Annotated in this window: 22 protein-coding genes; 5 read left to right on the top strand and 17 right to left on the bottom strand. The window is 38.4% G+C overall.

The genetic code is table 11. The features are described 5' to 3' along the window. Window positions 1-191, top strand: a 191-nt coding sequence (locus BMSHG_RS27475; protein ID WP_148346920.1) for an iron chelate uptake ABC transporter family permease subunit, incomplete at its 5' end; no start/stop codon positions are given. Beyond that, window positions 191-1006, top strand: coding sequence for an ABC transporter ATP-binding protein (locus tag BMSHG_RS09300; RefSeq protein WP_019154178.1), 816 nt, complete (start codon window positions 191-193; stop codon window positions 1004-1006). The genes BMSHG_RS27475 and BMSHG_RS09300, both read left to right, overlap by 1 nt. Before the next feature lie 50 nt (window positions 1007-1056). On the opposite strand, the gene BMSHG_RS09305 is transcribed toward BMSHG_RS09300, so the two are convergent. The 12 genes from BMSHG_RS09305 to BMSHG_RS09360 all read right to left on the bottom strand — a co-directional run bounded on the left by BMSHG_RS09305 (window position 1057) and on the right by BMSHG_RS09360 (window position 12640). Further along, complete coding sequence (locus BMSHG_RS09305) at window positions 1057-1962, bottom strand: glycyl-radical enzyme activating protein (protein WP_034658715.1); 906 nt, start codon at window positions 1960-1962, stop codon at window positions 1057-1059. Between the two features lie 67 nt (window positions 1963-2029). After that, a complete protein-coding gene (locus BMSHG_RS09310; protein WP_019154180.1) occupies window positions 2030-4561 on the bottom strand; it encodes a glycyl radical protein in 2532 nt (843 codons plus the stop codon). 151 nt (window positions 4562-4712) lie between these two features. After that, the gene (locus tag BMSHG_RS09315) at window positions 4713-5531 is read right to left on the bottom strand and encodes an MIP/aquaporin family protein (RefSeq protein ID WP_019154181.1); all 819 of its coding nucleotides are present in this window, start codon (window positions 5529-5531) and stop codon (window positions 4713-4715) included. A 14-nt stretch (window positions 5532-5545) separates the two neighbouring features. Next, the gene (locus tag BMSHG_RS09320) at window positions 5546-6730 is read right to left on the bottom strand and encodes a 1-propanol dehydrogenase PduQ (protein WP_019154182.1); all 1185 of its coding nucleotides are present in this window, start codon (window positions 6728-6730) and stop codon (window positions 5546-5548) included. A gap of 29 nt (window positions 6731-6759) precedes the next feature. Then, window positions 6760-7026 carry a EutN/CcmL family microcompartment protein gene (locus BMSHG_RS09325; protein WP_019154183.1) on the bottom strand — a complete coding sequence of 89 codons (267 nt, stop codon included), beginning with the start codon at window positions 7024-7026 and terminating at the stop codon, window positions 6760-6762. A gap of 31 nt (window positions 7027-7057) precedes the next feature. Continuing rightward, window positions 7058-8515, bottom strand: coding sequence for an acetaldehyde dehydrogenase (acetylating) (locus BMSHG_RS26005; protein ID WP_019154184.1), 1458 nt, complete (start codon window positions 8513-8515; stop codon window positions 7058-7060). Between the two features lie 29 nt (window positions 8516-8544). Continuing rightward, window positions 8545-9324, bottom strand: coding sequence for a flavoprotein (locus tag BMSHG_RS09335; RefSeq protein ID WP_019154185.1), 780 nt, complete (start codon window positions 9322-9324; stop codon window positions 8545-8547). A 16-nt stretch (window positions 9325-9340) separates the two neighbouring features. After that, the gene (gene eutJ / locus BMSHG_RS09340) at window positions 9341-10162 is read right to left on the bottom strand and encodes an ethanolamine utilization protein EutJ (RefSeq protein ID WP_019154186.1); all 822 of its coding nucleotides are present in this window, start codon (window positions 10160-10162) and stop codon (window positions 9341-9343) included. Window positions 10163-10167: 5 nt separating this feature from the next. After that, window positions 10168-10818 carry a phosphate propanoyltransferase gene (locus BMSHG_RS09345; protein ID WP_173391056.1) on the bottom strand — a complete coding sequence of 217 codons (651 nt, stop codon included), beginning with the start codon at window positions 10816-10818 and terminating at the stop codon, window positions 10168-10170. An 8-nt stretch (window positions 10819-10826) separates the two neighbouring features. After that, entirely contained in the window at window positions 10827-11396 is a 570-nt protein-coding gene (locus BMSHG_RS29410; protein ID WP_019154188.1) for a BMC domain-containing protein, read from the bottom strand. Window positions 11397-11523: 127 nt separating this feature from the next. Continuing rightward, window positions 11524-12360, bottom strand: coding sequence for a propanediol utilization microcompartment protein PduB (gene pduB, locus BMSHG_RS09355; protein ID WP_019154189.1), 837 nt, complete (start codon window positions 12358-12360; stop codon window positions 11524-11526). A gap of 4 nt (window positions 12361-12364) precedes the next feature. Further along, window positions 12365-12640 carry a BMC domain-containing protein gene (locus tag BMSHG_RS09360; RefSeq protein ID WP_392397250.1) on the bottom strand — a complete coding sequence of 92 codons (276 nt, stop codon included), beginning with the start codon at window positions 12638-12640 and terminating at the stop codon, window positions 12365-12367. A gap of 374 nt (window positions 12641-13014) precedes the next feature. On the opposite strand from BMSHG_RS09360, the gene BMSHG_RS09365 reads away from it, so the two are divergent. After that, entirely contained in the window at window positions 13015-14223 is a 1209-nt protein-coding gene (locus BMSHG_RS09365; RefSeq protein WP_019154191.1) for a sensor histidine kinase, read from the top strand. A gap of 13 nt (window positions 14224-14236) precedes the next feature. Continuing rightward, on the top strand, window positions 14237-15004 hold the full coding sequence (locus BMSHG_RS09370) for a response regulator transcription factor (RefSeq protein ID WP_019154192.1): 768 nt from the start codon (window positions 14237-14239) through the stop codon (window positions 15002-15004). A gap of 66 nt (window positions 15005-15070) precedes the next feature. Here BMSHG_RS09370 and BMSHG_RS09375 read toward each other — a convergent pair whose 3' ends face one another. Both BMSHG_RS09375 and BMSHG_RS09380 read right to left on the bottom strand, forming a co-directional pair. Beyond that, on the bottom strand, window positions 15071-15655 hold the full coding sequence (locus BMSHG_RS09375) for a hypothetical protein (protein ID WP_019154193.1): 585 nt from the start codon (window positions 15653-15655) through the stop codon (window positions 15071-15073). Between the two features lie 12 nt (window positions 15656-15667). Then, window positions 15668-16831, bottom strand: coding sequence for a ParM/StbA family protein (locus tag BMSHG_RS09380; RefSeq protein WP_019154194.1), 1164 nt, complete (start codon window positions 16829-16831; stop codon window positions 15668-15670). A gap of 324 nt (window positions 16832-17155) precedes the next feature. On the opposite strand from BMSHG_RS09380, the gene BMSHG_RS28200 reads away from it, so the two are divergent. Then, window positions 17156-17338 (top strand): hypothetical protein, encoded by a 183-nt coding sequence (locus BMSHG_RS28200; protein WP_154651049.1) that lies wholly within the window; start codon window positions 17156-17158, stop codon window positions 17336-17338. 365 nt (window positions 17339-17703) lie between these two features. On the opposite strand, the gene BMSHG_RS09390 is transcribed toward BMSHG_RS28200, so the two are convergent. The 3 genes from BMSHG_RS09390 to nagA are packed head-to-tail and all read right to left on the bottom strand — an operon-like array spanning window position 17704 to window position 20250. Then, entirely contained in the window at window positions 17704-18339 is a 636-nt protein-coding gene (locus BMSHG_RS09390; protein WP_034658654.1) for a copper homeostasis protein CutC, read from the bottom strand. A gap of 10 nt (window positions 18340-18349) precedes the next feature. Further along, window positions 18350-19081, bottom strand: coding sequence for a glucosamine-6-phosphate deaminase (nagB, locus tag BMSHG_RS09395; protein ID WP_019154197.1), 732 nt, complete (start codon window positions 19079-19081; stop codon window positions 18350-18352). Between the two features lie 5 nt (window positions 19082-19086). Further along, the gene (nagA, locus tag BMSHG_RS09400) at window positions 19087-20250 is read right to left on the bottom strand and encodes an N-acetylglucosamine-6-phosphate deacetylase (RefSeq protein WP_019154198.1); all 1164 of its coding nucleotides are present in this window, start codon (window positions 20248-20250) and stop codon (window positions 19087-19089) included. Window positions 20251-20355: the final 105 nt, after the last annotated feature.

A 20355-nucleotide genomic window follows, 5' to 3' on the forward strand; every position in this document is an offset into this window, starting at 1 on the left:
GACTAGTAGGAGTTGGATTTTCAAACATGATCCCTGCCGGACTTGTTGGTGTTAATTTGGTTTTGGCGGCAGACTTAGTCGGCCAATTCGCTTTTGAAGTCCGATTCCCGGTCGGAATCATCACCGGAATACTCGGGGCGCCGTATCTAATCTACTTGCTCATCCGCATGAATCGAAAAGGAGATTTATAATGAAACCGACACATCTTTTTGAGGCAGAAAACATTGTTGCAGGCTATGAGAACAAAACGGTCATTCATGAGGTAAGCCTCGCCATTCCCAGCAATAAAATCAGTGTCATTATTGGGGCGAATGCCTGTGGAAAGTCCACCCTTCTTAAAACATTAGCTCGGCTGATTAAACCAACCTCTGGAAAAATCACACTTGATGGAAGGCCTATCAGCAAAATTCCATCAAAGGAATTAGCTCGAATCGTAGGATTGTTACCACAATCCCCTATTGTGCCTGAAGGTATTTCTGTGGCTGACTTAGTTGGACGCGGAAGATTTCCTCATCAATCCTTGTTCAGTGGATGGACGAAAAAGGATTATGAAGCTGTTGCTGAAGCGATGGAAATCATGAATATTACAGAGCTTGCCAATCGCAATATTGATGAACTATCAGGTGGTCAAAGACAGCGCGTATGGATTGCTATGGCTTTAGCACAACAAACCGATATCTTGTTTCTTGATGAGCCGACTACTTTTTTAGATATTACGTATCAAGTCGAAATTCTTGACTTGCTCACCGACTTAAACCAAAAATATGGCACTACCATTGTTATGGTCCTCCATGACATCAACCTTGCCGCACGATACGCAGATTATATTTTTGCCATGCACGAAGGAAATCTTGTCGCAGAAGGAGAGCCATCAATGGTGATTACCGATACCTTAATAAAGGAGATTTTTGGTCTGAATTGTACGGTCATAAAAGATCCCGTTTCGGGCTCACCAAACGTCGTACCTATTGGGCGGTATCATGATAATCGGGCAAGTACTTATTGAAGATTAAATCCTTCCAAGGTGGACAATTTTCTCCACCTTGGAAGGATTTTTTAACCACCAATTTTACATATTAACCCTTTTTCCTCAACCACGGTTTTGAGTTTTTGCATTTTCTCATTTGTTGGTGTCGGTATTCCTTTCATTTCGTATTCATAATTTAAATAATCATATTTATTTTCTCCAAGACGGTGATAAGGAAGAAGATGCATCTCCTTTACTCCTCTAATGTTTGATGCGAACGAAGCAATAGTTTCCATCTCATCAATTCCATCATTAAAGGTTGGAATAACAGGCACACGTATGATTATAGGAACACCGAATTGACCAATAAATTTCGCATTTTCCAATATCTTTTCATTTGACCTTCCAACAAACTCTAGGTGTTTTCTTTCATCCGTATGTTTGATGTCTAATAACACCAAATCCAACCATGGTAGCACTTGCTCTAAAACCGCTTGACTTGTAAAGGCAGTCGTTTCAATGGCTGTATGCCACCCTTTCTCTTTACATGCCTTTAACAATTCCTCAGCATAGTATGGTTGAGAAAGAGGCTCTCCCCCAGAAAGAGTAATCCCTCCACCAGAGCGTTTATAATGTATATGATCTTTCTTTAACTCATTTATTACATCTTGAACGGATCTCGGATTCCCAGCAAAATTAAGTGCCTCGCTATAGCAGGCTTCTACACAAATGCCACACTTTGTACATTTGCTCTCGTCAATCTTAAAAGTAGGAACGATTTGTAATGCACCTGTTGGACACAGTTCCGTACATCTGCCACATCCGATACAGTTTCTTTTTACGAACATTATTTGTGGTTCTTTACTTTGTGACTCAGGGTTGCTACACCAACGACAGCGTAGAGGACAGCCCTTCAAGAAAACGATGGAACGAATTCCTGGTCCGTCATGAACAGAAAAACGTTGAATATCAAAAACAATTCCCTTATCTTCCATTTCTCGTTGCACCAACCTTTATAAAAAGGAGGAGTTCAAAATAACTCCCCCTCTTATTTTTTTCAATTTAGAATGCTTGTTCTGTACGGTTAATTATATCGTCTTGGATAGTCTTATCTAATGATGTGAAATGTGCACTGTATCCAGCTACACGTACGACGAGATTTTTATACTTTTCAGGATTTTGTTGGGCCTTTAACAATGTTTCACGGCTTACAACGTTAAACTGTACATGCATGCCTTTTTGGTCAAAATAACCACGGACCAATGCGGATAAATTCTCTAATCCCGTTTGGCCAGAAATAGCAGATGGATGGAATTTCTGATTAAACAATGTACCGTTCGATGCAATATGATGATCTAATTTGGCGATAGAGTTGGCAGCCGCCGTTGGACCTGTTTTATCTCTACCAGAAACAGGAGATACCCCATCAGCTAACGGTTCACCTGCTTTTCTTCCATCAGGCGTCGCACCCGTTTGGGCGCCCATTGGAACATTCGCAGACACTGGGTATAATCCTGGTTGGAAAGAACCTCCTCGTGGATTGCGATACTTCTCAACCTCACGGCAATAAATTAAAGCTGCCTCACGTGCAAGACTGTCTACTTCATCAATGTCATTTCCAAACTTAGGAGCACGATTTTCAAGGAGTTGGCGTAAATACTCTTGGTCATTGCTTGAACCTAAGTCCACTTTAACGTTTGTTGCATTCTTTAGTTCATCCAAAGAGACTTTATTTCCTTCAAGGATTAATTTTTTGATGACTTCTACAAGTTTATCTTGGGTAAGTTGATCCAGACTTAAGTTTTCAGAAGGCTGACCTTGTTGTTCACCAAAATTGGTATCTAATGCATGTTTTAATTCAGCTAAAGAAACTTTCTTCTCATCAAACACAAGTTGTTTAATTGCCATTAAAGAATCTCCAACATTTGCTACACCGACCCCTTGTGGACCTGTATAGTTATAAATAGCCCCGCCTTCTTGCAGTGATTTTCCTTTTCCGATACAGTCATCTACCATTGATGAAAGGAATGGAAGTGGTGCACGTTCACCATGAGCTATATCTACTGAGTTATCAGCATTGATAAGTAAACGCACAAAATATTCCATTTGCTTTTGGTAAGCATTTAAGAAATCCTCAAAGCTTTTAAACGAAGTAAATTCTCCTGTTTTTAAACCAAGTTGTTTTCCATTTATAACCCCATTATTAATGGTAATCTCAAGTACTTTTGCCATATTGAAAAAGGCCGCATCATGCCATCCTTCTGTTTTTCCACCTTTTTGAGGTTCCACACAACCAATGATTCCGTAGTCACGAGCATCTTGTAATGAGACGCCACGTCCCACTAATGCTGGAATGATCACTTCATCATTGTAATAAGCAGGCATTCCCAGTCCCAGTCGAGTAACTTCGCCAGCCTTAAACATTAACTCATCAGGAGTCAAATTCCAGTAACGAATAGAGATAGAAGGCTGCGGTAATTTTGTATTAGCGGTTGCCTGCAAACATGCAAAGGATAATGGGTTAACAGCATCACGACCATCGGCTGTTTGACCTCCTACAATGAGGTTTTGGAACATCGGATAACCACCGAACGCTTTTGTTGAACCTTCATCCCGAACTTTGTTTACATCATTAAATTTCACCCATAAAGCATCTAGTAACTCTTGTGCCTCTTCTTCTGTAAGAGTTCCATTTGCTAAATCGTTTTTATAGTATGGATACATATATTGATCAAAGCGAAGAGGTGAAATGGAATGTCCATTTGATTCAATTTGAATGACTGCTTGTACGAACCAGAAAGATTGTAAAGCTTCATAGAAATTTTTAGCTGGATTAGCCGGTACATTCTCACAGTTATCTGCAATTTGATACAACTCATTTTTACGCTTTATATCTGTTGTTCGTCCAGCTAATTTTCTTGCTTCATCTGCAAATCTTTGAGCAAACTTAATTACGGCGTTAGCAGTAATCATCACGGCATTTAAGAAATGATCTTTTTTGATATACTCTGGGTCTGCTTTATCCGCACGTGCTTTTGCTGCTTCGACTTCAGCAATAATACCGTTAAAACCATTCTTTAAGACCTTTTCATAATCAACACCAATATGCCCTACACCATTAAAGTAATAGTTTCCTACCGTAAATACCCCTGCATCCATCGCTTCTCTTGTTTCTGGATACATCAATTGAGTTGCTAGTTCGTTTGTCGTCTTTCCTTCCCAGTATGTGAATACATCACGAAGTCTTGCTTTTGTATCTTCTGAAATTAAGAAGACATCTCCTTTACGTTTTGCAAGGGTTTCAAACTCTTCAACCAGCCATTTATTTGAGAATTCTGGGAACACTTGGCTAGCCCTCGGTTTAGTCGTGAGATTTCCGACAATCAGTTCATGGTCTCGGATGACGATCGTCATATGAGTTAAAATCTTTTCAAGTGCTTTAGCTCGTCGAATAACCATTGGATAAGCTTCTGTTTCCTTATAGGATTCAGTAATTAGAACAGCTCTTTCCGCTTCAATTTCAGGAGTGACAGAGTAAAGAACATCAATTAAATTTTGGATACGTAATGTTGGTTCTACTATAACTGTTGACATGAATAGGTTTCCCCTTTCAATATAAAAGATTGATAGTATCTTATTACTTCTATTACACTTTACAAATTCAACTCGTTTTTGTATGATTATGTGAGATTACTTTGTACTTTTATCTAGGAGAATTCCAATATTGGATTCTCCATTTTTCTATTTAAGAAACTTTTTTATAATCCTTGTCCATAGACTCTTGTTTTGCAACTGGAAAATATGGAGCGATTAACTTCTTATAAATACCCCCTCCAAGAACTGCTCCAATAATTGGTCCGAATATCGGAACGATTAAACCGTATAATTGTGGTCCAATTACGTTTGTTTCCCAACCTGATATCATCATGAAAATACGTGGACCTAAATCACGGGCTGGATTCATAGCAAACCCCGTTAGAGGTCCGAAAGAGATTCCACAAATCGCAATCGTTAACCCTATCGCTACTGCTGGTAATCCAGCCGTTGGTGCTGCGCCATTTTTCTTATCGGTAACAGCGAAGATTACAATCATTAAGAACGCAGTGATGGCAATCTCAACAAAAAGAGCTTCCATTGTGGAAAGGTAAGGCTTTGGATAGGTACTAAAAATCCCAGCAGATGCCCACCCACTCTCTGTAGACCGGACAATCTCGTTCGTATTTTCAAAATTGATTATCGCATTGCGGAACAATCCATAAACAACCGCCGCCCCTGCAAAAGCACCTATCACTTGTGAAGCGATATAGTGTGGGATCTTCCTTTTGTCAAACCCGCCCCAAACACCTAGACCAATGGTAACAGCTGGATTAATATGGCCTCCTGAGATTGACCCTACTACATATATGGCAATCATTACCGCTATACCCCAAGCAATAGATAATTCCCAAAAACTCATTGAGATATCAGCAGTAACCATTGCTGCTACAGTTCCAACCCCTATAAAAATCAAGATAAAGGTTCCGAAAAATTCAGCTAAACATTCGCCCCATAAGGTCTTACTCATTTTTAACTCTCCTTTTAATTAGAAAGTACTAAGCTTATTTTCTCTTCTTTCACTTTTTCGCCGTAGATGGCTGAATATAGTTCGATAATCTCTTCTTTTGATGTAGTTCTTGGGTTCGTAGCTGTACAGCGATCATTTAGTGCTGCCTCACTCATATAGTCGAGCTTTTCTCTAAATATTTCTTTATCTACCTTCAATTCTCTTAAACTATTAGGAGTATTGGTTTCTGCCAACAATACTTTTATTGCAGTAACCAAATTGTGTACTCCTTCACAAACCGTGGCAGCTGGCAGCCCCAAAATCTTCGAAAGCTCTGCATATCTTTTAGCAGCTTGTGTTTCTTGACCACTTTCAAGGTTAGCGTTGTAACGTATCACATGTGGGAGAATCATGGCATTTGCTCTCCCATGAGGAATGTGAAATGAGCCTCCTAAAGCATGTGCCAAACTATGATTCAATCCGAGATATGCGTTTGTAAATGCCATCCCGGCGATGCAAGAGGCGTTGTGAAGCTTTTCTCTTGCGTGCATATCATTTCCATCCTTAAAGGCTAGCAACAAATAATCGAAGATCAATTTTATTGATTTTTCTGCTAAGGCATCCGAGTAATCAGATGCTTCCGTTGATACATAAGCTTCAATTGCATGTGTTAATGCATCGATCGCTGTATCAGCCGTAATGGAAGGAGGAACTGTTTTCACAAACATAGGATCGATAATCGCTATATCCGGTAATAACTCATCGTCCACTAATGGGATTTTTTTATCACCCATTGTAATGACTGCAAATGTCGTTACTTCAGAGCCAGTCCCACTTGTTGTCGGAATGGCAACGAATTGCGGTCTTTCATAGCCAACCTCACCATTAATTTGAAGAATTTTTTCATAAAACCATAAGATACTTTTTGCCGCATCAATGGTTGATCCTCCGCCTAAAGCAATAAGAATATCAGGTTTCACTCGTAACATTTCCTTAACTCCATCAGCGACTATATCAATTGGTGGATCTGGTTTTATATTAGAAAAAAGAGTACAATCGGATACAGAATTCTTCAGTATATTTAGAAGTTGTTCAGAGAATCCAACTTCAATCATAAAAGGATCGGTGATTACGAGAGCTTTTGTTTTATTAACCATCGTTAAATATTCCAACGCTCCATTATTAAAATACACCTCTGGTTTAATCTTAAAATGTTCCATCACTGCCCTCCCAAAAAAGAGACTTTTACTTATTTACCTTCAAGTTGAATTTCATCAATTATCCCAACAATTGCCATATCTGCAGCAAGTTTTGCTTCTTCATAAAGGGAGTCCCCCCAGTCTACAAGAACGATGTCATTCATTCCGGCTCCTACTCTATCAACTGCCACTAAGGCACCTTCTTCTGAAAATTTGGTATGTTCATTAAGTGATTTAATGACAAGTAGTTTTGAACCTACAAGCTTTTCTGCCTTTTGGGTGGATACGACTTTGCCAATTACCTTTGCAATAAACATTGAACTCGACTCCCTTTAGCTAGTATCAAAACTACCTAATGATTTCCTCAAGCAGGTTCTTAATAATTTCTTCAATATTTTCCTCAGAAATTTTTACAGGTGAATTTATTGGTCTATCACCTTTTAAGTCATACAGTTCTTTCACTCCATAGGCGACTCTACGAATATTAATGAGGTTTAGTGGACCAACATTATCTGACGTTGAACTACCACCCACTGCTCCACATCCAAGTGTTAAAGCTGGAACTAAATTTGTCGTACCACCAATCCCGCCTAGGGCACCAGGTGTGTTTACTAACATTCTTGATACTGGTTTTTTCAGGGCAAATTCCCTGATTATTTCTTCATTTTCAGAGTGCATGATTAATGTATGACCTTTACCCTCGTTATATAGTAATTCCATACATCTTTCACAAGCTTTTTCCCAATTATCCTCACAATAAAAAGCTAAGATAGGTGCTAACTTTTCTCTTGAATATGGATTGGTTTTCGAAACGCTATTTTGTTCAGAGATTAGCACTTTTGTCCCTTTTGGAATTTTAAGCTCTGCTAAATCAGCAATCTCTTCCACGCATTTTCCAACGATCTGAGGGTTCATCGTTCCATTTGCTCGCAACAGCCACTTTCCGAGTTTATCTGACTCTTCTTTTGATAGGAAATAAGCTCCCTGATCAACTAACTCAGCAACTACCTGTGCTTCAATGTCTTTTTCCACTACAATCGATTGCTCAGATGCACAAATCACGCCATTATCAAATGTCTTACTATCCAAGATTCGTTTAACAGCTAATGGAATATTAGCTGACCTTTCGATAAAAGCTGGTCCATTACCTGGTCCAACTCCGATGGCAGGTGTGCCTGAACTATACGCAGCCTTTACCATTGCTTCTCCACCTGTAGCAAGGATCAAAGCAATATCCTTATGTTTCATCAATTCATTTGTTGCTTGAAGTGTAGGTGTCTTAATACAACCAATTAACCCATCTGGAGCACCTGCCTGTACCGCAGCTTTTGAAAGAATTTTAACTGTTTCTAGAATGCAATTTCTTGCAGATGGATGCGGTGAAAATACAATCCCATTTCCAGACTTTAAAGCAATTAACGATTTATAGATCGTTGTAGAAGTTGGATTTGTGGAAGGAATTAATCCTGCTACAATCCCCACTGGGACAGCCACTTCATATATTTTTTTTATTTGATCATCTTGGATGATACCAACTGTCTTTAACTCTCTTATATAGTCATAAACTACAGAACTAGCAAAATGATTTTTTAATACTTTATCTTGCCATTTTCCAAAGCCTGTTTCTTCATATGCCATTTTCGCTAGTCGTTCTGCTTGTTGTTCTGCCGCTTCAGACATCTTTAAAACAACTCGATCAATTTGTTCTTGAGTAAATTGGCTGAAAATATGTTGTGCTTCCTTTGCCTTGTCTATAAGATTTCTAGTTTCTTGGATGGATCTTAAATCATTATCCCAGATTTCCATTTCTTTACCTCCTAATGCCCATGAGAAATCTATTCATTCGTAATTTCTATTTTCATTTGATTGTCGCTTATAAAATCTTTAGCTAACGGTGTAACAATAGTGGAAGGTTTAATTTGAATGACAGCATGTTGTTCATATTTTCTAATATCCCCTGCTGTAAGTATGGACGAATCCACCTTTACCTTGTCTTCAGAAGATGTTTGATGATTGCTTTGCGTTAGTACAAGTTTTTTTTCAGCATTAATTCTCTCACTACTTGGATTTATCTTATTTAAGAGAACTGATTTAAACTCTTCTAATGGGATGAATTTCACCCCAAACTGTTCCAAACATGTTTCATAGCTTTTCAACATTTCGTTATATGCCTGATTACGGGCTAATTCCTTCACCCGATTGATCGGATGGTTTGAATCAAAACTATCTTTTACAGCCAACACTTCTTTGCCCATCATCAGAGCTCTTGCAATCCCTGTTGTTACAAGATTGTCAGCAATCCCAAGGGCTACTTTAGATAGTGTATTACGTGTCATTATTGGAATTAACACAAAATCAGCTTCATTCAGTGACTTTTCAAGTTCTGAAAAAGATTGGATTGTTTCACCATTCAATTCTTCAATCAGTGTATTTGGAATCATTTTTTTTCCACTATCGGAAAGAACAAGCTCATAATTCTTTTGGTCAAATTCAGCTAATACTTTTAATAAAATTTCCGTATTAACTGAGCCTCCACTTAGAAAAATGAGGATTTTCTTGCTTCTTTCAGGAAGTAAATTCTGGAGCAAGTTCCGGACAAGCTCTTCGATATTCATCTATCAACCCGCCCCCTTATTTTGCATACATCGCAATTCCTAGAGGAGTGACAAGTAATGGATTGTATGGCTTTATGGTGTAGATAGCAGTATACTTTTGGAATACTTCTTCTATACCATCCATACAGGACGTTCCACCCACCAAGTAGATTTGTTTAACATCTTTAATGATATTTCTCTTTGTAATTTCAGCCATTTTTTCAAGAACTGGACGTACAATCGGAAATACTAAAGGATGGCTTTCTCGTTGATGCTTGATCTTTTCTGCTTCGTCAAACTCAACTTTCATACTTCCAGATAAAACGAGTGTTAAATGGGTTCCACCAGTAGGTTCATCCACAGAATATAAGATTTCTCCATTTTTCAGAACTGAAATGCCGGTTGTCCCTCCACCAATATCTACAACAGCTCCATCCGAGATGGCTAGTACTTTAGCTGCAGCTACGGGTTCTTCCACGACATTAGTTACTACAAAACCAGCCGCTTCCACAACATTGGTAATGACTTTAATATTTCCCGGTAAAATTCCTGGTGGTATCGCTGTAGCAGCCTCTTCAAGTTGAATACCCAAACGTTGTTCAAGTTGGGCCTTCAACCTACCCAAAACCTTTACGGCCCCAATGAAATCAACGACAATTCCATCTCTAACTACTTTTGCTGATTCCATTGCTCCTGTGATAGGTTGATCATTTTTATCTAAAACGACGATGACAATATTAGAGGTACCTAGATCAACACCCACTTTTATTCCTAATTTCAAATCATAAGAAGAATCTATTTCTTCAGTCAGAATCTTTGTCTCCAACTCTTTGATTAATGCATTTACACACTGTTCCATTGGTTTCACCTACTACGACCTATTATGCGAACCATATCTCTATTTTTTAATTCAGTTGCATTTGCTTCGTCAGTATCAATGTGTAATTCCAATGTAGAGTCTCCTGTTACTCGAACTAACACGTTATGGAGAATTGCCTTTTTCTCTCCTATAGTCTCTACATCCACTAACTCACCATCTGTAACCCCAAATTGTTCGGCATCACTTGGAGACATGTGAATATGCCTTTTTGCACATATTACTTTTTCTTTAAAAACCATCATCCCTTTTGGTCCAATTACACATAGGTCAGATGAGGCAAGCGTATCACCAGAAACTCGAATCGGCGGTTTAATCCCTAATTGAAATGAGTCGGTTCTTGATATTTCAATTTGACTATAGTTCCGAACAGGTCCGAGCACACGTACGTTTGGATAACAGCCCTTTGGCCCTGCAATACAGACTGTTTCCTTTGCTGCAAATTGACCTGTCTGACTTAAGGGTGATTTAAATGTTAGTTCATAATCTGTTCCAAATAGGACTTCCATATCTTCTTTATTAAGATGAATATGCCTATTCGAAACGCCAACTGGTATACTCAGGGTTCTATCTTTAATACTCATCTTCTTAGTTAGCTCTAAGGCAAACTCTTTGATAATGGATTCTTCTACATTCATTTTCCCAATCATCCTAACACTTCTTGATGTTCTTTATGATGTAAACAAAGGGTTCTTGGCTGTCCCTTCTCTCTTGTACATTTCGGGTCGTTGCATAGATTACAGCTTGCTTCTGCTTTAGCTATCTCTAAAGAATCCTCTGACTCAATTTCCTGTTCCGTCAAGACTACATCGTTAGCTTCCGCTTCTTCCTCTATCGCAATTGAAACTTCTTGTTGTTCAATCCCTGACACTAATTCTGATGTTTCTTCATGAGCTTCTTCTACGTATAAAGTCCCTTCTTCTTCTTTTTCCTCTGTAGCCTCCAAAGATTGATGGAACTGATTAAGTGCTAGCGCAGGTCTAGGGATAACCAAACTGGAAATAACTGTACCAATATTTGAGGCGCTCATCTTCCCAGCAGCAACAGCGGCTTGAACAGCACCGACATCCCCTTCAATTTTTACCGTTACCATTCCTGGAGTGACTGTCTCATACCCAACAAAACGAACATTAGCAGCTTTTAAACTAGCATCAGCGGCTTCAAGCGCTGGAACCAATCCAATAACTTCAATTAATCCTAGAGCTTCTTGTTTCATAAAAAACACTCCTATTGTTCCTTAATCCCATTCATTTCTACAAAGTTAAACCAGAGAGCTAAAAGAGAAAATTTTCCCAAAAATGCTTTATTTCTTTTAGCTCAAATGGCTATCCTTCATTGATGATTTAAAGGTTTGGTGTTGTCACGGGTTGAGGATCTTGTCCCATTGATATTAAGATGCTTAAGCCAACTTCTCTTGCAGAGATAAGGGACTGCCTAACGGCACCAGAATCCCCAGTAATTGTGACAATAATTTCATTTGAACGCGCTGTTCCCTTATCAGGACTTGCATATGTCACTATATCAACATTAGCCGTCTTAAGTGCAGTATCCGCCATCACTAATCCAACTGCAGCAGGTGCACCCACAATGATTCCAAATGACTTTCCTATAGGAGCACCAAATGCTTTTTCCACCGCAAGGCTAGCTCTAGCCGTATAGTGAAGTTCAATATGTCCCGCATCACAGCCATATACATCTCCAAAAGTACGTTCTACTTCTTTTAATGTGACTTCTACAGCTCTTCTTGCATCGGAAACATCTTCAGCGGCAAAGATAATGGTTGCCCCGTGTCCTGCTCCTCCTTTTGTATCTCTCGCTAATTCAATTGATACGATTTCGGAATTAGTAGCTTTAACAGCTTCATCGGCCGCCATAATATGCGGTCCTCCACCGGTTCGAGCACTGATAATTCCAATCGATCGATATTTCGGGTCTAATCCAACACTCTCATGAAGATTTCTATCTAAATTGGCGATTACCAATCCAACTGTATCGCCAATTGTTGAGCCAACATATTCCGTAATTGTAGGCATTTCAACCGTCATGGTTCCAACCTTCTTTCCTTGTTCTGATTGATGATCATTATTTGTCCCAACTTTAACGAAAGGGCTTACATCTCCATCCGTATTTAACTTCCTTTGGGCTTCTTCTAATACCTTTTGTAACAAATATTGATCCATGGTCTTACCTCACAGGTTCCATTTCAGCAAACTTCGGTAGAATTCTTTCAACATCCATATGCGGTCTTGGAATTACATGTACAGAAATAACTTCTCCAACACGTTTTGCGGAAGCTACTCCTGCATCAGTTGACGCCTTAACAGCCCCTACATCCCCACGAACCATCACCGTAACAAGGCCAGAACCAATTTTTTCATACCCAATTAGCTCAACATTAGCTGCCTTTACCATTGAATCTGCTGCTTCAACTGCTGCCACCAAACCTTTAGTCTCAATCATTCCTAATGCTTCTTGTCCCACAAGAAAACACCTCCAAAAAATTATTGTGAATCTATTTAAAATGTTACTATTCATTTTCGTATTTTCATTTGACTATTTTGACAAGAACTATAAGAAATTTAACTTTTTAACTTATACTTTTTTGACATTCATGTTAGAAAATACAAAAATAGGTAGGTATAGTGAATATATTTACTACAGAAAGAACTCTACCCTTATGTAATTATTTCGAAATACCGTTCAAGAAATAGTCAGTATTTTAATTTATTTGACTATGTTAAAATGTAATTGCTTAGTTTGTTCAATCATTCACAAGAAGTACTTAGACACCTAGTTCCTTACATATATTTTATTTACTAGGAGGTAGTAGAGTCGTGCAAGAAAATTTACTACTAACAGACGTCATCGATGTTAAGACATTAATGAGTGCACAAGCTAAACTGGCAAAAATCGTTAATATCCCTGTCATTACGGTGGATTGTGAGGGTAATCCAATCGGTCATAATAATTTCACCCCTTTTTGTAGCCTCATTCGTTCTTCACAAAAAGGAGCCAAACAATGCGTTTCATGTGATGATAGAGCTGGTAAACTAGCCGTCAAATATCGGCAAGCAAGAATTTATGATTGTCACATGGGCTTAAAGGACTGTGTCTCCCCTATTTTTGTAAACGATATTTTCCTCGGTTCAGTATTAGGTGGACAAGTACTAATAGAAGGTGAACAGACAAGAGACTCCATAGATTTGAAAACGATTTCTAAAGAGTTCGATATTCCAGAAGATGAATTACAAGAGGTCATTAACCAAATTCCGATCGTATCACAGGAATATTTAGAAAATTGCTCAGATTTTTATAATTTTCTAGCAAACTATTTTGCTCAGATGGGGATGCATAGGCTAACACAGGAGAAATATCTACGAGAAAGTAGAGATAAGCTTCGCCTTGAGCAAAAAGCGAAGAAAATGGAATTAAAGACCATTCAAGCCCAAATCAATCCCCATTTTCTTTTTAATACATTAAATTCAATCGCTCGAATGTCTTTAATTGAAGATGCTCCACAAACAGAAGAATTGATTTATAATCTATCAGACTTATTAAGATATAGCCTTAAAAATATTGAAGATTTCCCTAAAATAAGGGATGAAATGAGTAATATTGAGAAGTACCTTTTTATACAGACTCTACGCTTTAGTGATCGAATTACGTATAGTATTTCCATTGACGATACCTTACTAGAATATCGTATTCCTTCTATGACCTTGCAACCATTGGTAGAAAACTGTTTAGTCCACGGTCTTGAAACAAAAAAGGAAGGAGGAAAGGTAGAAATTAGTGGTCTAATCAATGACCAAGATGAAGTAATACTTACGATTAAGGATAATGGGATCGGAATTGCAACCGAATTACTTGAGCGACTTAATCATTTTGATGATACGAACTCTACTGGAATCGGAGTACTCAATACTCAGGAACGATTAAAACATTTTTTCGGTTCAAAGTATGGATTGCATTTTGAAAGCACCCCCCATGTTGGAACAAGTGTGACAGTCCATATTCCATGTATTAAAGACTATCCAAAATAAGGGGAGATATGAAATGATTAAACTTTTGATTGTTGAAGACGAACCCTTGGAAAGAGTAGCTTTAAGGAAGATTATTGGAAGGGAGTTTCATAATATTGAAATCCTTGAAGATGCAAAAAATGGTACCGAAGCCATTGAAATGGCAAAAACACAGCAACCTAACGTTATACTTATGGACATAAGAATGCCAGAGTCCACTGGTATTGAAGCACAGAAAAAGATCATTCAATTTCTTCCAAATGTAAAGTGCATCATTATTACTGCATATAACGATTTTATCTATGCACAAGAAGCCATTAAATATGGCGTAATTGACTATTTATTAAAGCCCGCAAAACCTCAAGAAATTAAAAATGCGATTGAAAAAGCCTTATCATTAAACTCAAAGTTAGACAGAAATCACACAACTAATATATTTGAAAACAACTCTACCCAACAAATATTAATGGAAGTCATAAGTTATATAAAGCAAAATTACAAGCATGAGCTTCGGCTAACCGAGGTGGCAACTATGGTCCATCTAAATCCACAATATTTTAGCAGGCTTTTTAAGAAAGAATTAGGAACAACCTTTACCGATTACGTAACAAAATTACGAATTGAAGAAGCAAAGACCCTCCTCAAAGAATCTAATCTTCCTATCTATCGGATTGCAGTAGATTTAGGATTCTCTGATGCTGCCTACTTCAGTAAAGTATTTTTAAAATACGAAAAAGAATCTCCACTTGAATTTAAGAAAAGGCATGAACACTTTGAAAAAAAGCGTCTTTTAAGCAATTAACCCTCCATAATCACTAAAAACGATTCGATACTTTACGAATCGTTTTTAGTTTCAATTAAAAGAATACTACTTATTCATCTTACTAAGAAAATCCCCTAATAAATGATCTAGATCATTTTCTTCCTCTTCTTCGGTTATCGGTTGGTTGTGTTCCACTGAATTCCACTCAAATGCATCTAAATCATCCATCTTATCCGTTTCTATCGTTACAGCGGTTTCCTTTATAACTGGAAACGAATCATGCGGTGTCTCCGTTTCAGGGAACTCTTCGTCTTCTTGTAAATACAATGCTTCGTTTATATTAATAGAATTGCTATTTAGTGATGTCATCAAGGCGGTTGCTCGAATTGGATCGTTTAATAGTTGATAGACTATCGTCCCTAAGAGGGCCTCTGAATGCTCATGCTTTAGCCAATCTCGTTGTGATTTACTTAATTTATGAGGAAGAGGAACGGTAATTGTCTCCCGTTCCTTTGACGATGTTTCTCCAACTCCTCGGAGGACAAACTCAGCAATTTTACTCGAAAAATTCCTTCTTTCTATTTCCTTCAGCCTTTGTAAATGCTTTAATAGATGATCTGGAGTATCAGAGGGGACACGAAATGAAATGGCTTGTCCTCTCTTAATCTCATTTGAACTAGAGCTTTTCATTGAAACACCCTATTAATTCTTTACAGGTTCTTGCGGAGATTTAGGTTTTTCTGTCTTCCGAACAAAATCGGTGATCAGTTTATAATAAGCATTTGCCATCATCCAAATGCTCTCTTTCTCGTCTTCAAAAAAGTCAATATTGTATCCATCTAAATTGTTATTCAATGTTTTTATATACTCTTTTAACACATTGGCCCCACCGCCAACGAAATAACATATTTCTGTTTGTGAATTCCTTTGCCAAACATTCCGTAATAATCGATACTGCTTTTTCGCCAACTCTAATAAAATGCGATCCGTAATATCATGAACACTCGTCCGGCTTCCTTTTACCATAATATGATTTCGATCATTTTTTCTCGTAATAATTTCCACAACATCACGGCGGCTATCAAGCTCGATTCCATGCTTCGATCTAATTTCCTCTCTTATCGCTTCAAGAGATTCCGATACTCCGAGATTAAATCCCTGTGCTTTATCGTCATCGACAGTACGGTTCTTAATCACAGCAATATCCGTCGATAATCCACCTATATCTTGGATGATGATTCTTTTATCGATTAAATCCTTATTAATAATTTTTAGCTGATGATCCATAACAAGATTAATAAAAGCAGCGAAACCTTCAGGATAGATCTTCACTTCATTAAATTTGAGATTTACTTTTAGTCCTTGGTATTTGGGCGTAACTAAAAATTCGACTTGATGGACAGAACCTACTAATTTAGAGCGATATCCAGCATCCTTGCCTTCCTTCACTTCACGAAGAGGAAGACCCGTACCAAGCGTATAATTTGCATCAACTACATTTTTAACTTTTGGAAAATGATTTTCTCCACGAACCGCATCCAATGCCAAAGTCGCAAATAACATCACTAATGTTTGATCTTCTTCAGACTTAGAACTGCCTGGATCAAGTTCTGTTGCATTGCTACTCTTTGTGGCTAAATGGCCAACACGATAGATTGCGTTATTGTCTTTCAAGGCAGGGGAGTGGACCTTAATATGTATACCTTCTAGCGGGTCTTTATGATCGAGTTCTTCGATTCCAATGACCGGGCGATCTTCTGTATCTCTTGCGACAATATTAGGGATATTTAATTCATATTCTAATTCACCAAAAATAGCTTTAATGGAATCATTTCCAACATCTACAGCTGCAATTCTTGACTTCATCTCTTCATCATTCCTTTTTTAATAATTTTTGGTATATCCTCTACTTCTATTAAAAGGCTATAAGAGATTACTAGATTCTTCAATCGGCTTTGGCTAAAAGATATACAACTGTAAACAGTTCGTAAACTCCATTGTTTTGTAGACATTTCCGTAATCTTTAGTAACAAACCCGTTTACACCCCGTCGCAATAATATGTATACGAGTTTGTTTACAAGTAAACGTGATTGCGGACAAAATGTTTACCGTTTGTGTACAAGTAAACATAATTGTAAACCACCTTAAAATGTCCAAAAAGTCGATGATAACGTCTTTTTGATTCCAGTTTGGAGTGGATTAAACAGTTGGCGTATCAGGATGAAAAAATAACAGGAAAAATTCCGCTTAATGAGCAACCTCAAGAAAAAAAAGCCGAAATAACAGGAAATATTCCTGCTATTCCCTCAAAAAATGCCAAAATAAACGATTTTGCTCTCCATAAGCGGAAAATCTTCCGTTATTTCGCCTAAAAGGGCTTCCATTGATGAGATAACAGGAAAAATTCCGCTTAAGGGCGCGAAATGGTTGGATCGAATTAGATGAACCGGAAGAAATGGAGTTGTCCTGCCTATCCTCCACGCATAATGCTTACACTCAATCTCTCTTTTCGGAGCATAAACGTAAAATGGAAACCCAATTTTCCGTATGAAGTAGTTGGCTTGGCAGCGAAATGGAACGAAACATTGCCGAATTAAATCTTTCACTTCTGGTTGAGCATGAATCGGTTGATTGTACGGTAGCTTGGTTCATACAAAAATAGAGAAAGGTGAATTTGAGTATCCTCAAATTCACCTTGTCCCAGCCTGTTTTCTTTCAAAAACGATAGCGAAATGGTTTACCCAACGATTCTTGTCCCATGTGCTTCATGGATCAATAATTGGGTTTTAATGACGTGCAGATTTTTATCCGTTATGCCACCGCCAGGAAGAATAATGATTCTGCCAGCCGCATGGTCAATATATTCCTGGATCCTTGCTAAATTGTCTTCAATTTTAGAATCCGCCGGACCTCCATGGGTTAAAATACGCTGAACACCATTTTCAGCCAGCCAATCAATCGCTTTGAACTGCTCTTCAGGAGCTATCTGATCAAATGCCATATGAAAAGTAATGTCTAATCCTTCGGCCAAATCTAGTAAAGAAGTCATCGCCTTTTCATCTATCCAGTTCGCATCATTTAGGCAGCCAAACACCACTCCGTCTGTGCCTAGCTGTTTAAGATGAAGGAGATCCTGCTTCATGATCTCTATTTCGTCTAGATTATAAATAAAGTTTCCACCTCTTGGCCTAATCATCGCCATAACCTTAACATTTTCTTTTTGACAATACTTGATCGTCACCGCTGCAACCCCTGGGCTTACCGTGGTGCCGCCAACCGCAAGATTATCACATAACTCAATTCGTTCTGCTCCCTTCACAATAAGCTCCGGAACCTTCGTAAAATTCTCCACACATGCTTCTTTAAGCATCATTTCATCCACCTTATTCGTTAAGCTTTATCATTGCCCCTTCATCTACAATTACCTTTACATTCGGATGGTTACGTAAAATGGAAGCTGGGAAGTCTTCTGAAATTTCTCCTTCAGCTAGGCGAGCAATCGCTTCTGCTTTTTGTTCTCCTGAAACAAGCAATAGGATTTCTTTACTTTCCATTATCGTAGCAATCCCCATTGTTACAGCCTGTCTCGGTACATCCTCCAATGTAGGGAAAAATCTTGAATTCGCTTCACGAGTGGAGGCTGCCAAATCAACAATATGTGTTCGACTTGAAAAAGGAGTCCCTGGCTCATTAAAACCAATATGACCATTGATCCCCATTCCTAATATCTGTAGATCAATTCTCCCTGCCTCTTGAATTTTTTGATCGTAATTTTTGCATTCAGCAATCAGATCATCTGCCGTACCATTTGGTAAATGCACTCGTTCCATCTCAATATCTATATGGTTAAAAAGCTTTTCCTTCATATAGCGATAATAGCTGTTGACGTCTTCCCGCTTCAAACCGACATACTCATCGAGATTAAATGTCGTCACATCTTTGAAGGAAACCTTCCCTTCGCTATATTTCTCAATTAATTTTTGATAAAGACCCTCTGGAGTCGAGCCAGTTGCTAAACCAAGTACTGGATTCTCCACACGATTAATAGCCTCAATCATGAGCGAACAAGCTTTATCGCTCATGTCCTGATAATCATTAACTTTAATAAATTCCATTTGTACTACTCTCCTTTAAATGCCATTTCTCCACGACAAATTGTGTATTTGATCTTCAATTGATCATCAACTAATAAAAGATCGGCGTCTTTTCCAATATCAATGCTTCCTTTACGATCAAAGACGCCCACTTGCTTAGCTGGATTACTAGATGCCATTTTCACGATATCTACGAGCGTCACTCCCTCTATGGCTAACATATTTGCAGCACCGTCCCGCATCGTCACAATACTTCCAGCTAATGTTCCATCCTCTAATACGGCCCGGTCTTCCGTTACTTTTACCGGTTGTCCTCCTAGCTCATAATCACCCGCAGGTAATCCCTTCGCCCGCATCGCATCGGTAATTAAAATCAACCTCTCGCTTCCAACATTTCGATAAATCAGCTCCATCATGTCAGGGGAAACATGAATGCCATCAGGAATTAACTCTGCATTCACGCTCTCTAACTGAAAAGCAGCTCCAACTGCCCCAATATCACGGTGGTGAATTCCGTTCATCGCATTACATAAATGGGTTAATTGCTGGACCCCTTGCTGAACCGCTTTTTTTATACCAGCAAAGCTAGCATCCGTATGCCCTGCTGATACGTTAATCCCTTGCTCATTTAAAGCTCTGATAAAAATTCCCTCTTGATCAAGTTCTGGTGCCATGGTTATGGTGCGAATCTGATTTCCAGAAATCTTCTGCCATTGATTAAATTGTTCTAAATCCGGCTCTGTAATATACTGAACAGGCTGTGCCCCTGCTTTAACTTTATTGACATACGGTCCTTCTAAATGGACCCCCACCACTTCTGCATGACCTGGTTTATTGTTATAGCGAGCCACATTTTCCAATGCTCTTTCTATAGTTTCAGGAGACTGAGTAATCGTCGTCGCTAAAAAGCTCGTCGTCCCCTCTTTTGGCAACAGGATAGCCATATCATCTATTGCTTTCTCGGTTGCATCCATCGTGTCAGCGCCATTTGCTCCATGAATATGTGCATCGATAAAGCCTGGAATTAAATTGAGAGCCTTCCCATCGATTACTTGAACATCACTACCTATGTTATCAACAGGCTTCTCCTCTATTGCTTTAATTTGTCCATTTTCTATCCATACAGCTCCACCATCAATAATTTTGTTTTCTAAAAAGATTTTTACATCGTTAATCAATAAACGTTCCATTTTTTGTTTCGCATCCTTTTAATCAGTATAGTTGTCTATACCAGTAGACGTATGTACAGGCTTACATTATTTTGATAAAATTTATAGTGTCTTACGTTCCCAAGA

The organism is Robertmurraya massiliosenegalensis JC6 (assembly GCF_000311725.1).
Lineage (GTDB): Bacteria > Bacillota > Bacilli > Bacillales > Cytobacillaceae > Robertmurraya > Robertmurraya massiliosenegalensis.